General features: G+C 38.2%; 15 protein-coding genes. 14 read left to right on the top strand and 1 reads right to left on the bottom strand.

The genetic code is table 11. The features are described 5' to 3' along the window. Positions 1 to 329: 329 nt before the first annotated feature. From D1Z92_RS11595 to D1Z92_RS11555, 9 genes are all read left to right on the top strand, one after another. Positions 330 to 1370: an ABC transporter substrate-binding protein gene (locus tag D1Z92_RS11595; RefSeq protein WP_128895837.1), complete on the top strand. Its 1041-nt coding sequence runs from the start codon at positions 330 to 332 to the stop codon at positions 1368 to 1370. A gap of 56 nt (positions 1371 to 1426) precedes the next feature. Continuing rightward, positions 1427 to 2485: a FecCD family ABC transporter permease gene (locus tag D1Z92_RS11590; RefSeq protein ID WP_370741273.1), complete on the top strand. Its 1059-nt coding sequence runs from the start codon at positions 1427 to 1429 to the stop codon at positions 2483 to 2485. After that, the gene (locus tag D1Z92_RS11585; RefSeq protein WP_128895835.1) at positions 2485 to 3519 is read left to right on the top strand and encodes a FecCD family ABC transporter permease; all 1035 of its coding nucleotides are present in this window, start codon (positions 2485 to 2487) and stop codon (positions 3517 to 3519) included. The genes D1Z92_RS11590 and D1Z92_RS11585 overlap by 1 nt, the downstream gene beginning before the upstream one ends. A 105-nt stretch (positions 3520 to 3624) precedes the next feature. Further along, on the top strand, positions 3625 to 4440 hold the full coding sequence (locus D1Z92_RS11580) for an ABC transporter ATP-binding protein (RefSeq protein WP_164931590.1): 816 nt from the start codon (positions 3625 to 3627) through the stop codon (positions 4438 to 4440). A gap of 101 nt (positions 4441 to 4541) precedes the next feature. Beyond that, positions 4542 to 5732, top strand: a complete 1191-nt coding sequence (locus D1Z92_RS11575; RefSeq protein ID WP_128895833.1) for an MFS transporter — start codon at positions 4542 to 4544, stop codon at positions 5730 to 5732. A gap of 109 nt (positions 5733 to 5841) precedes the next feature. Continuing rightward, complete coding sequence (locus D1Z92_RS11570; protein ID WP_128895832.1) at positions 5842 to 6522, top strand: Bax inhibitor-1/YccA family protein; 681 nt, start codon at positions 5842 to 5844, stop codon at positions 6520 to 6522. A 52-nt stretch (positions 6523 to 6574) separates the two neighbouring features. After that, positions 6575 to 7039 carry an ASCH domain-containing protein gene (locus tag D1Z92_RS11565; protein ID WP_128895831.1) on the top strand — a complete coding sequence of 155 codons (465 nt, stop codon included), beginning with the start codon at positions 6575 to 6577 and terminating at the stop codon, positions 7037 to 7039. Positions 7040 to 7122: 83 nt separating this feature from the next. Beyond that, a complete protein-coding gene (locus D1Z92_RS11560) occupies positions 7123 to 8361 on the top strand; it encodes a DNA glycosylase AlkZ-like family protein (RefSeq protein WP_128895830.1) in 1239 nt (412 codons plus the stop codon). Between the two features lie 85 nt (positions 8362 to 8446). After that, positions 8447 to 9583, top strand: coding sequence for a DUF3048 domain-containing protein (locus D1Z92_RS11555; RefSeq protein WP_164931589.1), 1137 nt, complete (start codon positions 8447 to 8449; stop codon positions 9581 to 9583). 163 nt (positions 9584 to 9746) lie between these two features. On the opposite strand, the gene D1Z92_RS11550 is transcribed toward D1Z92_RS11555, so the two are convergent. Beyond that, positions 9747 to 10313, bottom strand: a complete 567-nt coding sequence (locus tag D1Z92_RS11550; protein ID WP_128895828.1) for a hypothetical protein — start codon at positions 10311 to 10313, stop codon at positions 9747 to 9749. Positions 10314 to 10656: 343 nt separating this feature from the next. Between D1Z92_RS11550 and D1Z92_RS11545 the strand changes: the two genes are divergently transcribed. From D1Z92_RS11545 to D1Z92_RS11525, 5 genes are all read left to right on the top strand, one after another. Continuing rightward, positions 10657 to 10947, top strand: coding sequence for a YerC/YecD family TrpR-related protein (locus D1Z92_RS11545; protein ID WP_128895870.1), 291 nt, complete (start codon positions 10657 to 10659; stop codon positions 10945 to 10947). Between the two features lie 32 nt (positions 10948 to 10979). After that, positions 10980 to 11768, top strand: coding sequence for a sirohydrochlorin chelatase (locus D1Z92_RS11540; RefSeq protein WP_128895827.1), 789 nt, complete (start codon positions 10980 to 10982; stop codon positions 11766 to 11768). Between the two features lie 28 nt (positions 11769 to 11796). Next, positions 11797 to 12702 carry a diacylglycerol kinase gene (locus D1Z92_RS11535; protein WP_128895826.1) on the top strand — a complete coding sequence of 302 codons (906 nt, stop codon included), beginning with the start codon at positions 11797 to 11799 and terminating at the stop codon, positions 12700 to 12702. Between the two features lie 64 nt (positions 12703 to 12766). After that, positions 12767 to 14230: a 23S rRNA (uracil(1939)-C(5))-methyltransferase RlmD gene (gene rlmD / locus D1Z92_RS11530; RefSeq protein WP_240666703.1), complete on the top strand. Its 1464-nt coding sequence runs from the start codon at positions 12767 to 12769 to the stop codon at positions 14228 to 14230. Between the two features lie 187 nt (positions 14231 to 14417). After that, a complete protein-coding gene (locus tag D1Z92_RS11525; RefSeq protein WP_128895824.1) occupies positions 14418 to 14852 on the top strand; it encodes a hypothetical protein in 435 nt (144 codons plus the stop codon). Positions 14853 to 14899 lie beyond the last annotated feature (47 nt).

Genomic DNA, 14899 nt, shown 5'->3' with positions numbered 1-14899 from the left:
TACAGATGTAACTTATATTTTTTATTGTTCCCACTAGCTTCATTAAACACTCACAACTATTCATTATTATACTCGTATGACGAGTAAATGAAAATCGAAAATAATGTCCATACTCTGTGACGAAATCATGAATACGATGAAAAGAAAGTTTACGAAAATGTAAAAAAACTTTAATATAGAACTGAACCTAACGTAAACATGTTCATAGTGTGAAAAAAGGGATATAAACGTAGTGAGTATACAATATTTTACCTAGACATTTAATTGGATAGCTGATATCATTTAATCGATAATGATTATCAATCACAATTAATATTGGGGGATCACAAATGAAAGAGTTCAAAATATCAAAAATGTTAGTGGTTTTATGTTTAGCTTTAATGATTTCAATACTATCCGCTTGTAGTGATACAGGTGAAGAGAATACAGAAGAGCCAAGTGTGTCTGAAGAAACATCTAATGCAGAGACAGGCAACACGGATGATGAAGAAGCGAAAGAAGAGGAGCAACAAGAAGCTACTACTAAAATGTACACCACTTTACAAGGTGAAGAAGTAGAAATTCCTGTAAATCCTCAGCGTGTAGTAACAGATTTCAGCGTTGGTGCTTTGTTGAAGCTAGGAATTAAACCAGTGGGAGCTGTTCAAGAGTATGGCCTAGATAATCCACATTTCCCAGCAGAAGAAATTGAAGGTATTGAAGACATTGGTAGTTCTATTTCATTGGAAAAGGTAACTTCTCTAAATCCGGATCTCATTATTACCATTTCTCCAGATCAATATGAAAGTTTATCCAAAATAGCACCTACTATTCTCATTCCTTACGGTTCATATGATAATTTCGAAGATGAATTACTAGCTTACGGGGAAATTGTGAATAAAACAGAGGAAGCTGAAGCGTGGATAGCAGATTTTAAAGTTAAAATAAGTGAAGCAAAACAGAAGTTAGAAGGAGTTATTGGTGAAGACGAAACAGCAGGGATTTATCAATACTACGAAAAAGCATTCTATGTATACGGAAATAAATTTGGTAGAGGTGGACCAGTAATATATGATTTACTTGGACTAAAGATGCCAGATAAAATACAAGAAATGGTTGATGGCGGTGAGCAGTGGGGTAACATCTCTTTGGAAGTATTACCAGAGTATGCAGCTGATCACATGTTCTTGACGGACAATGCAGCCGCGGAAAATGGGATGATGCTGAGTCAGGAAGTGTTAGATAGCTCCATTTATCAAAACTTAGCAAAAGAAAACGAAGTGTATGTCGTTGATCCTGACAGAATGTGGTATGACGATCCGTACGCAATCGAAGGTCAACTTGAAGATGTTGTGGAACTATTATTAGCCGTTAACAGCAGCAAGGAGTAATATGCTTAAACGGTAAGCATGAGGATGGAAGACGAGGGAGCTTGTGCATGAGTTCAATGGAAAAAAATATGCAACCTAAAAACAGTAGTACATACTCAGAACGGACTAAACAAATACATGTTAGACCTAAAACGGCGATGATGACGATGTCTATAGGTATGGCTGCCATCGTCTTCACATTAGGTGTATCCATTGCGGTTGGAGCGGCAGACATTAATTTAGTCACAGTATGGAATGCCATCTTTCATTTTGATGCCAATATGGTTCAGCATGATGTGATTCGAGAGCTTCGAATACCACGTTCGCTTGCAGATATTGTTGTAGGTGCTTCATTTGCTGTTGCTGGGGCAGTGATGCAAGGGATGACGAGGAACCCTTTAGCGGATTCAGGACTACTTGGTATTAATGCGGGTGCTGTTTTTATGATTTCCATTTGTTTTGCCTTTCTTCCTCAAGCATCTTATTCTACATTAATGATGTTCTCCTTTATTGGTGCAGCATTTGCTACAACTCTCGTTTATGGTAGTAGCGCACTTTCAAAAGGAGGAGCAACTCCTGTCCGATTAGTACTCGCTGGAGCTGCGGTGACCGCTTTACTTACTGCACTTAGTGAAGGCATTGCTATACAATTTAGATTAAGCCAAGACATTGCATACTGGTTTGCAGCTGGCGTAGCAGGGGTTAACATGGATCAACTTACTATGGTTGTACCATGGGTTATTGTAGCATTTGTTGGTGCGATGATGCTTTCTCGTTCTATTACTTTACTTAGTATGGGTGATGAAGTAGCAACAGGTTTAGGACAACGGACAGGTATGATTAAGTTACTAGGTAGTATCATTGTTCTACTCTTAGCAGGTACTGCAGTATCGTTGGCAGGTCCTATCATGTTTGTTGGTCTTGTTATCCCGCACATTGCAAGATTTATTGTGGGAGTAGACTATCGTTGGATTATCCCTTGTTCAGCTATTTTAGGAGCATTGTTAATGCTTTTTGCAGATATTGGTGCAAGAATGATTAACCCTCCATATGAAACACCGATTTCTGCTTTATTCGCCTTAATTGGTGTTCCATTTTTTCTGTTTGTAGCACGTAAACAACGGAGGGAACTGTAGTGGACATACATCGTATATCAAGAGTAGAACAAAAGAAAACACGTCGTCAGTGGCGAATCTTAGCGGTCTTATTCTTTCTGTTATGTGGAGCCATGTTATTCGCTTTAAATACAGGGTATGTTAAACTCACTCCGTTTGAAGTTATCAAAACGTTTCTGGGTATGGGTACGGAAAAGCAAGCATTAATATTATTTGAATTTCGTCTTTCACGTATTATTGTTGCGATGCTTGTAGGTGCAGGGTTAGCGGTGTCAGGCTGTATTCTACAAGGAATTTCACGGAATCCGCTCGCAGATCCAGGTATCATCGGCATTACGACAGGAGCAGGATTGTTTGTCATTGTGTTTGTGGCTTTTTATGATAATGTGAGTCTAATTCCTACTTATATTGTTCCTATCTTTGCATTTTTAGGAGGAGCAATAACCGCAGCTGTTATTTATGTACTGTCTTATCGAAGACATGAGGGATTGTTACCGACGAGACTTATTCTTACAGGTGTTGCTATTGCTGCAGCTTTAAATGGTCTGATGATGGTTTTGGTGATGAGACTAAACCCGAAAGAATTTCATTGGGTATCTGTTTGGTTATCTGGTACGATTTGGGGATACGAATGGAAACACGTTATTGTGCTTTTCCCACTCATTCTTTTATTTATCGTAGCAGCGTTATGGAAAAGTAAGCTTTTAGACGTACTTTCACTAGGCGATCAAATCTCCACAGGTTTTGGCGTTACATTAGAGAAAGAACGGATCATATTATTAGCTATTGCTGTTGGCTTAGCCGCAAGTAGTGTTTCCGTATCAGGTGGCATTGCATTTGTCGGTCTCATTGCGCCCCACATCGCGAGAAGGCTGATTGGTCCGTATCATCAGTATCTTGTACCTGCATCTGCATTAATAGGTGGAATCATGTTGGTCGTTGCGGATACGATAGGTCGTTCCATTATTGCGCCATCAGAAATTCAAGCCGGTATCGTGGTTGCTATCATCGGTGCACCTTACTTTTTATATTTGCTGTCCAGAACGAAAGTATAGCTTATATATGTGATGTCAATCACGCTGAAAGACGTAGATGTACAAATGAATCATTGTCGTGAAAAAAGTAGAGTGGGTATGTTCATAAACGAGGAGGAAGTAAAGATGATAAATACAAAGGATTTACGTATTTGCTATGATAAGCAAGTGGTTGTAGAGGGTTTGAATGTATGTATTCCAATAGGTGAAATTACAGCCTTAGTCGGTTCAAACGGATCTGGAAAATCAACCATTCTAAAAACACTTTCTAGATTAATGAAACCTAGTCATGGTCATATTTACATAGATGGAAAGCTGTTGCATAAGCAAAGTACGAAACAAATAGCGAAGCAGCTTGCTATTTTACCTCAAAATCCTACTGCTCCTCAAGGACTCACCGTATACGAACTCGTTTCATTTGGACGTTTTCCACATCAAAAAGGAATGTCCTCTCTATCTGCGAAAGATAAAGAAATGATCTTCTGGGCACTTGAAGTGACAGGGATCATAGAGTTTGCAGATCGACCGATTGAAGCTTTGTCTGGGGGACAAAGACAAAAAGCATGGATAGCGATGGCACTAGTGCAAGAAACGAAAATCATATTTTTAGATGAGCCAACGACATTTTTAGATATGGGTCATCAAATCGAAGTCATGAATTTATTGCAAAAATTAAATGAAGAAGAAGATCGAACCATTGTGATGGTTGTGCATGACTTAAATCATGCAAGCCGCTATGCACATCATATGGTAGCGATTAAAAAAGGGCAAGTGATCAACACAGGCACTCCTTCCGAAGTGATGACTTCTTCTCTATTGCGCAGTGTATTCGGTATTGAAGCAGATATTATAGTAGACCCTCGTAGTGGAAAGCCGCTTTGTCTTCCTTATGCATTATGCGATGCAAATGAAGTGCAACAAAATCATTTGCAAGTGGTCTAATGCAACGGTTAGATGGTATAGGCTAAATGAATTTTATATTTAAATATGGCGTGTCCTCGGCCGAAGTGACACGCTTTTTATGATATTAAGGAGAATAGTGGATGAGTAACGTTTGGATTCTTAGTTTAGTAAGTTTTTTTACAGATATGGGTAGTTATATGGTTGTACCATTAATTCCACTTTTTTTAGCTTCATCTGGTCCCGTCATTATCGGTGTCATTGAAGGTATTGCTGAGAGTATGACAAGCATATTGAAACTGTGGTCAGGTTATATGGGGGATCGCAGAAAAAATCATAAGAAAATGGCAGTAGTAGGGTATGGATTATCTGGAATAGGGAGAGTCATCCTCATCATTGCCTCTTCTTGGATTGGGGTATTCATATGGAAACTAGTAGATCGAATTGGTAAAGGTATACGATCAGCTCCACGTGATGCACTCATCGCTGAAGCAGGTGGGAAAAAACAAGGAAAGTCTTTTGGTATACATAAAATGATGGATATGTTGGGGGCTGCACTAGGTATCGGTATCGCTTATTTCATTCTAGTCTCCACAGATGAAGGTGCGTTTCAAACCGTATTTATCGCCTCCATGATTCCGATTGTGATTGGTTGGCTCATCTTATTGAAGGTGAAGAGACCAAATGGACAAGGAAATAAGGAAAAACAACAACAGAAGAAAAATAAAATGCATACACAACATCCACCAATAAGCATATGGAAAAGTTGGCGTCTATTCGATAGAAAATTAAAGCAACTATTATTAGTACTTATGTTCTTTACACTTGCGAATTCTTCGAATGCATTTCTATTATTACGCGCGAATGAATTGGAAGTACCACTGGAGAATACACTGCTTATGTTTCTAGTATTTCATATCATCGCATCGTTATTTTCGTACATTACCGGTTCCATCTCTGACGTTATTGGCAGTAGATTTATTTTAACTATCGGTTATATTACTTATGCGCTTATTTATCTGCTATTTGGATTTTCCGATAGCATAACCACTCTTTGGTTAGGCTTTGCCTTGCTAGGTGTGTACGTTGCATTAACAAAAGGAGTAGAGAAGGCCGTTGTAGCTAGGTTTGCTCCTGCAAACATGAAAGGAACAGCCTTAGGGTCATATGCCATGTTTACCGGGGTGGGCTTACTACCTGCATCATTAATGATGGGATTGGTGTGGCAGTGGTTTGGCGCTACGATTGCATTTAGTGTCTGTGCAGCAATTGCCTTCATTACGGCAATACTCATTTTTATTATTATTCCAACAAGATCTAGTGAGTTGCTGTAAAAATAATAATTGTCACACAATAGAAAATATGATACATTAAATTAAATCTTAGTTTTAAATTTAATTTTAAAAAGAAAGAATATTAGATGGAGAGAGGAGATACTTTTTTATGTCATCATATCAACAAGGTACGTACACTGAACAAATGGATCAAGTGGATCATGCACCGTTTCATCGCCTGATGCGCATGTTTACCATCTCGTTACTTATTTCTTTTATCGGCACGTTTGTAGGTTATGCTTTCTTGCCACCAGAGCTCATTGTACCACTTATTTTTGTAGAATTGGCAATGATTATAGCGTCTTTGCTCATTGCTCGTAAAGGAAAGGCAGTAGGATATACATTCGTATATACATTCTGTTTTATTAGTGGGATAACACTATACTTACCTTTAGCAGGATATATTGCATCTGGCGGGGCTGCGTTAGTACTCACAGCATTGACATTAACGATTTTAATTTATGCTTCGCTTACGATTTACGCTTATAATTCGGAGAGAGATTTCTCATTTCTTCGCGGATTTTTAATGACAGGATTGATCGCACTTATCGTATTAGGTATTATGGGGATATTCTTCCCATCATTGTATGGGGGAACGATTGGACTAGCTATCGCATTTGGTGGCGTGATGATTTTCTCAGGTTTTATTCTGTATGATGTTTCTCAATATAAACATGGCGTTCCAGATAAATTAATGCCGTTAGCCGTGTTAAGTTTGTATTTGAACTTTATTAACTTATTTTTATACTTACTTAGACTGCTTAACATCTTATCGTCAGATGATGAATAGCATCTAGGTAACATATGATATAATATATAAAAATTGTCATTGAGGTTGTGTTATGATGCATCCATCCGTTATTACGATGTGGAATCATTATTCACAAAATAAAAATGTAGCCCATGAATCTTATTCATCTTGGTATTTTTGTGATAATGAAAAAGATGCAAATCATTTAGCGGAGTTAGTGTTGAAAGGTAAAAAAACAGCGACTTCTTCATTAAAGCTGTTTTATGAGCTAGAACAAGAACAGCTTCCAAAAATCGGCGACCATAGTGTCATTACCGATTGGAATGGACTGTCTAAAGCAGTAATTAAAACGATAGATGTTAAGATCATCCCGTTTCAAGATGTAGTGGAAGCGTATGCTTACAAAGAAGGAGAAGGGGATCGTTCATTAGCATATTGGCGTATGGCTCACATTGATTTTTTCACTAGAGAACTTTCTGCAATACACAGGGAGTTTGATGAAGCCATGCTGATAGTTTGGGAAGAATTTGAAGTCGTCTTTCCAATTCTCAAATAATAACTTAGACAAAACCTAACTACATGTAGTTAGGTTTTTTTCGTTAAACGCAGTCATCTCCTCATAAAAGGAGCGATGTATATATGCAAAAAATGCGCATGACAAAAAAGCAAGCACGTCACTTTTTATTGGAACATCAAGGCATTAACTCGAAAGAAATTTTATTAGGGAAATCAGGCATTCTTGCATATATGGAACGTGTGCGATGCATACAATACGATCCGTTAAATATAGTGGGAACTAACCCTGATCTCGTGTTACAAGCAAGAATTGACGATTACAACGCTAAAATGCTGCAACAATTGCTTTACGAAGACCGCTTATTAATAGATGGTTGGGATAAAAACATGTCTATTTATTTGACGCAGGACTGGCCTTATTTTAAACGGTTTCGTGATCAAAATAAAACAAAATACACAGATCCTTCACGTGGAATGGAAGCTATATTTCCACAAATAAGAAAGAACATACAACAGCATGGTCCGATGTCATCGCTACAGATAAATATTGGGGATAAAGTAAGCTGGGGTTTTTCCTCTACTAAAACATCTTCTGCGGCCATGGAGATGATGTATTACTGGGGAGAGCTAGGTATTGATCATCGAGTACATACACGTCGTATGTATCAGTTTATGGAAAAACTACTCCCTCAACCTCTATACACAGCATCCGATCCCAATGAAACGGAGCAACAATATCATGATTGGTATGTCCATAGAAGACTAAGCAGTGTAGGCATGCTGTGGAGTAAGGGAAGCGATGCATGGCTTGGTATGGGTTTTAAGGCGAAAGAGCGTAAAGATGCGATGAACAGATTACATCAGCAGGACAAAGTAATGGAAGTAGAAGTAGAGGGTATAACATCGCCCTTTTATATTCCTCGCATGTATAAGGAAATAGTAATGGAAATGCAAGATGGAAAAGGTGAACAACAACACAAAAAGGCTTCTATTATAGCGCCACTAGATAACCTCATTTGGGATCGCAAACTTATCCGTGCATTATTCGATTTTGAATACGTGTGGGAAGTATACAAGCCAGTAAAAGATAGAAAATACGGTTACTACGTACTTCCTGTTCTATATGGTGATACTTTTATAGCTCGCTTTGAACCAGGATGGGATAAAGAGTCAGGAACACTCATAGTGAAAAACTGGTGGTGGGAAGACAACGTGTCTTTTTCCAAAGAACTGTTTGAACGTTTACAGCACTGCTTTCATCAATTTGCCCATCAACTTGGGGCTAATGACATGACATACAGTGGGGAAGAGATGACTTCTATGACCTGGTTGAACAACTTAGCGAAAAAAGTAGATTCCTAGGGACAAAGTTGGAAGAATATGATTAAATGATACATATACATAAATGACGTTAACCAGACAAAACACAACATGAATGGGTGATAGTATGAATGTAATGAAATCAGCAATAGCTATAACATGTATCACATTAGCACTTTCTGCTTGTGGTGGTGGGAATAGTGCAGATCCACTTGATCCACTGGAACAAGATGTAGAGCGTGAAGAGTTTGAGGAAAATGAAGAGGAAAACGAGCCAACTATGCAAGAAATTACATATCCTTTTCACGCTCCACTGACAGGTATCGGAATGGAGGAGTCGCTAGAAGAGGTTAGGCCGATCATGTTCATGGTGGAAAACTCTCCAGCAGCAAGACCACAATCCGGTCTCCATATGGCAGATATCGTATACGAGATATTAGCTGAAGGGGAAATTACAAGATTTGTCGCCGTATATCAGAGTGAACAGCCTGAGATAATCGGTCCCATTCGCAGCATTCGCTCTTATTTCGTTGAATTGGCCTACGAAATGGACACATTAGTTGTCCATGCCGGATGGAGTCAAAGTGCAATGAACATGCTTGTCCAACGTAATATACAACATTTTGATCAAGTGTATGGGGATGATAAATACTATTGGCGCTCAGAGGAAAGATATGCGCCGCATAATTTATACAGCAACATAGAGAAAATCATGGAAGGTGCGGAAGATAAAAATTATCGCACGTCTTGGGATGATCCCCTAGATATTTCTTTTACGGACTATAAAGAATTTCTATATACCGATGAAAATGGTACAGAAATACGATCTTCCATTCCGTTGGAAGAACATATAGAAGAAACATCTAATGCAGTAATGAACGAAGTAGATACAGATAACACCGAAGTCGAGGAAAACAAAGAAGACGTTGGCCTTACTGATACAAGCACAGCAAATAAGATTACGATCCCATACTTATTAGGCTATAATGTTTCCTACGAATATGACGCAGAAAGTAAATTATATCAGCGTTTTATGAACGGAGAAGCGCATGTAGATAAAGAATCTGAACAACCACTATTAACAAAAAATCTTATCGTAGTAGAAGCAGCCCATCAAATAGTAGATGATGTGGGAAGAAGAGATGTCGATGTGTATGGCCCAGGCAAAGGGTATATTTTTCAAGAAGGAAGTGAGATTCCACTATACCCGGGTAAAACGTGGATTCAATTTGTTCCTTTAGAAACAACACTGACTTTCGAATAACAACAAAACATTAAAACAAGAACACGTCAACATCACGCTAAACTGCAAAGCACTAGATAGGAACACACATCATAACAAACCAGTAAATAGCAGAGCACTAGATCGAAAACAAATACAACAGATAACAGCAAAAGAAGGAGCACAAAAGCTCCTTCTGCATGTATTAGCGGCGATTTTTTCCTCTTTTTTTCGTTCTTCTATTATTGTAATTGCTTCGATTTCTATTGCCATTTCGATTTCCGCTTCGATTTTGATTTTTCTTTGCGTATGTGCGATTTCGGTTAGAAGTGGTATTTCTTCTTCTCTTCCTCTTTCTTTTACGGCGCGTATTTTGGCTGGTGGCAGAAGTTTTTCCTAAAAAGGAACCGAGTAATAGCCTTAACATAGGACTCATTTTTTGCATACTCTGCATAAATGAACCTACTTTATTGAACGTGCCCATCATGCCTTCTACTCCACCCATGCGGGACATAATATTCTTTACATCATTAAAACTAAAGTTTGATCCTGAACCTGATCCTGATTTTGCAGGGGGAGAACCACCTCCTTGAGAGCTTCCACCCCCACCAGGATTTCCGCTAAAAGGAAACTGGTCACCAAATTGGGAGCCACCACCAAAAGGAGGTAAGCCTGGGTATCCATTACCGCCAGGATTATTAAAGGCGGATGTTTTAGATTTTGCTGCTTGGTGTGCATCTAAATGTTTTAGATGATGATGATGCTGATTCATCACATTCACAATCCTTTTTTTTATTATGCTATGTGTGTATTCATGTAATGGTATGGACGGTTGCCCTATTTTTGAAGTAATTTATAAAAAAACATAAGCAGAAAATGAAAATGATGAAAAAGTCAAAAAATATTGAAAGCGCTTTCTATTTTTGTGTTAAACTTATATTTAGTTGTTGTTTATGAATCAATATTGAAAAAGAAAAGCTTAAGGGTGAACATTATAATGTAAAATAACGCAGAAGTTAGCAATGATTATACACTTAACAAAGTTAAAGTTTGAAGGTATTAAAGAAATAAAGTATGATAGGTATAGTAATTATAGGTTATAGGGGGAAACGATGATGCAACTAAAAAAATTAAATGATAAATCCATAGATCAACTATTTGAGTCCATACTAACATTGAAATCTGTAGAAGAATGTTACGTTTTTTTTGATGATTTATGTACAGTAAACGAAATGGAGTCCCTTGCGCAACGACTAGAAGTCGCAAGGATGTTGAGAAAAGGTGCCACATACAACCAGATCGAAGCGGAGACAGGTGCAAGCACAGCGACGATTAGTCGTGTGAAACGTTGCTTAAATTATGGGAATGATGGTTATAAAATGGCACTCGAAAGAATAGGAAAATAAATAGACAAAAAGGGAAGGGAGATAAATCAGACATGGAACCGTCCAACAATACTGGTGTACTTATAATTTGTCATGGTTCAAAAAATAATAGATGGAATGACCTTGTTGACGAAGCTGTAGGAGACATCACATTACCGTATGACATTCCTGTCGTTTGTTCTTTTTTGGAGGAAGTGGTAGAAGGGCGATGTATACAAGATGGCATTGACGAGCTAGAGGGGAGAGGTATTACCCATATCATTGTTGTGCCTTTATTTGTTTCCTCAGGAAGTACGCATATGGATGAAATTCATTACGCCCTTGGTGCACAGAGTAATCCGACCATACCAACTGACTTACAACCTTTCCGCATGAAAGCACAAATGACATTGTGCGATCCATTGGATGATCATCCGATCGTAGCAGAAATGATTGCAGCTAAAATACAACCTGTAATCCATCAGCCTGAAAAGGAAATCATCATACTAGTCGGTCATGGAAGCAATGAATCTGGGTTTAAAGAAAAGTGGGAGCAAGGGATGAGAAGTGTTGCTTCACAAGTAAAAGAACGTTCTCACGTCAAAGCAGTGGACATTGCGTTACTGTTGCCTGACCAGCTACCTTCTACATTAAGTAAATGGAAAAAAGAAGAACCGAATTGCGACATTACGGTTGTTCCTTTATTTCTAAGCAAAGGGTATTTCATCAATCAAGTTATTCCATCTAGAATCTCCACTATATCTTGCCGATATATTGAACAAGCAATGTTGCCAGATCCTCTGATTACCGCATGGATGGAACAGCAGATAAAGGATGCAATACGTACACAAAGCTTGGTATGATTTGATCTAGACTAAAGGAGTATGAAACATGGGAAAAAGAGCCCGCTTGATTTATAATCCTACTTCAGGAAGAGAAGAAATGAAAAGAAAGCTTCCTGACATATTACAATATCTCGAAGAACATGATGTGGAGACTTCCACACACGCAACAACGAGTGAAGGAGATGCCAAACTTGCGGCAGAAAAAGCAGTGGAAAGAGAATACGACATCATCATTGCAGCAGGTGGAGATGGAACGATTAACGAAGTTGTTAATGGGATGGCCGAAAAATCTTTTCGACCGCAACTAGGCATTATTCCAGTAGGAACAACAAACGACTTTGCTCGCGCACTAGGAATACCTAAATATTGGAAAAAAGCATGTGAAATTATCGTGAATGAACATTGCTCTGCGTTAGATATCGGTAGAGTGAATGATAAATATTTTATTAATATTGCTGGTGGAGGATCGATGACGGAATTAACCTATGAAGTTCCGAGTCGGTTAAAAACGATGCTGGGTCAACTGGCTTATTACATGAAAGGTTTAGAGCTGTTGCCAAGAATAAAACCAACAGCATTAAAAGTTCATGCCAATGAGCACTTTTATGAAGGGGAGTTCATGCTCTTTCTGATCTCTAATAGTAATTCTGTCGGTGGATTTGAAAAGCTGGCACCTCAAGCAGACTTGCAAGACGGATTGTTTGATGTTATTTTGCTTAAAAAATGTAATTTAGCTGAGTTTATTCGTGTCGTAACGCTAGCGCTACGCGGGGAACATATTCATGATGATCTGGTGATACATTTTCAAGCAGATGAAGTAGACGTTCAGGCTTCTAAGCTCACCCAGTTAAATCTTGACGGAGAATATGGAGGTACATTACCTTGTCATTTTAAAAATCTTCGTGAACATATTGAGTTTTTTGTAGATCCATCTGGTAAAAGCAAATATTAATGGTGTTAATTTTAAATTAGCATGGAAAAATAATACATCTATGGCGGAGTGGAAGTTAGTTAACATGAAGACAAAGGATAGAAATATGACAACGTTACCTGTAAGTAAAAACGAGAGGTATATCATCACGATCAAAGGATTAACACATGAAGGTATGGGAGTAGGCCAGGTGGATGGGTTTACTCTTTTTGTTGATGGCGCACTTCCTGGAGATAAAGCAGAAGTGAAAGTGATTAAAGTAAAGAAAAAATACGGATATGCTAAGTTGATGGAAGTATTGGAATCTGGTGAATACAGAGTACAGCCTGATTGTGTACATTTTTCTAGCTGTGGAGGCTGTCAGTTGCAACACCTCCGTTACGAACAGCAGTTACAATATAAGCAGCAGCAAGTATTCGATAATTTACAACGAATTGGTAAATTAAATGTAACCATGGTGAACGAAGATGATACATTGGAGAGTGAAAAGGTTAAAAATGAAGCTTCACATCAGGTGCAGCATGAAACGATCGTTCATCCCACGTTAGGTATGGAACATCCATGGGCATACCGTAATAAAGCAATGGTTCCTTTTGGGCAAGAAGAAGGTGCAATGGTTGCTGGTTTTTACGCTCCTCGTACGCATCGTATCATTGATATGGAGTCATGTATGATTCAACATGAACAAAACGATAACGTTATTTTAGCGATAAAACAAATCGCGTCAGAGCTAGGTATCTCCACTTACGATGAAATGACGCATACTGGACTGCTGCGTCAGGTCATGGTCAGAACAGGTTTTCATACTGGAGAAGTGATGGTGGTGTTCATCACAAACGGGAGAAAAATCCCACATAAACAGCAATGGATAGATCGGATTACATCTCAGTTCCCTCAGGTAAAAAGTATTTGTCAAAACATCAATGAGAAAAGAACGAATACGTTATTAGGACATGAGACGATCGTACTTTGGGGTCAGAAAGAAATTTATGACCATATAGGAGACGTTCGTTTTGCCATTTCTGCAACATCATTTTATCAAGTGAATCCAGAACAAACGAAAATACTTTATGACAAAGCACTGCAATATGCAGATTTGTCAGGAGAAGAAATCGTCATCGATGCGTATTGTGGTATAGGCACCATCTCATTATTTTTAGCACAACATGCCAAAAAAGTGTATGGAGTAGAGATTGTAGAACAAGCCATAAAAGATGCAACTTACAATGCAACATTAAATCACATCGATAATGTTGTTTTCGAAACAGGAAAGGCAGAAGAAGTCATTCCTGCATGGAAACAGAACGGAGTTATGGCAGATGTTATCGTCGTTGATCCACCTCGCAAAGGGTGCGATAAGACATTGTTAGATACCATCATCGAAATGACGCCCAAACGCGTCGTCTATGTGTCTTGTAATCCATCTACGCTAGCTCGTGATGTGCATATACTCACAGAAGGTGGATACAAAGTAATGGAAGTACAGCCTGTAGATATGTTCCCTCACACTACCCATGTGGAAACTGTGGCGTTGTTAGTTAAGGTATAGAAGCGGTCATTGTGTTGATTTGTAAAAAAATCAAAATGGAAAACCATATAGCCATGCAATGTGGTATTTAAAAATAAGTAGATCTTTCAGGGTCTACTTATTTTTTTATTATGAAGCAATTACACTACTTAGTTCGTACAAGCAAAACATAAACAACCTCATACTATAAAGCAGGGGGTGACTATTTGTGTTAAGAAATAAATCTGTGAAAGTTACAAGAAAAACTGTGAACTTACGATCCATGCTAGGACAGTGTGCAGATGAGGGTGATTTTTGTTCTTTTTTCTTTCCTTGTCAAGATGATGCAAATTGCACATGCTTCGCATTTTGTACTTGTCCATTTTTCATTCAAATCTCCAATGCCAATGTTACAGTCAAGCAAAGAAATGGGCAAACGTTTCTGAACCTCTCTCCAAGTCAAACGATACAAACGACAACAATTAATATGCCATCAAGAAGAGTAATGAACTTAAAAGTTACTAAAGTCCCTAGACTTAAAAATAAAAATAAAAAAAGAGCTTTTGCACAATTTTTAGAGAATGGAGTATTAGTAAATAGAAAAGTAGTATTTAATAACAAAGGTAAAGTAATTAAAATAGGAAATAAGAGGGTGAAACTTTAAATGTAATCCTTCGGGAGGAAAGCAACCCCGAAGGTTTTTTAATGTAT

This window comes from Longirhabdus pacifica, from assembly GCF_004115085.1.
Classification (GTDB): domain Bacteria; phylum Bacillota; class Bacilli; order Paenibacillales; family DSM-105158; genus Longirhabdus; species Longirhabdus pacifica.
The sequence above is the reverse complement of the archived record's forward strand: the minus strand, read 5'-3'. Positions and strand labels throughout refer to the sequence as shown.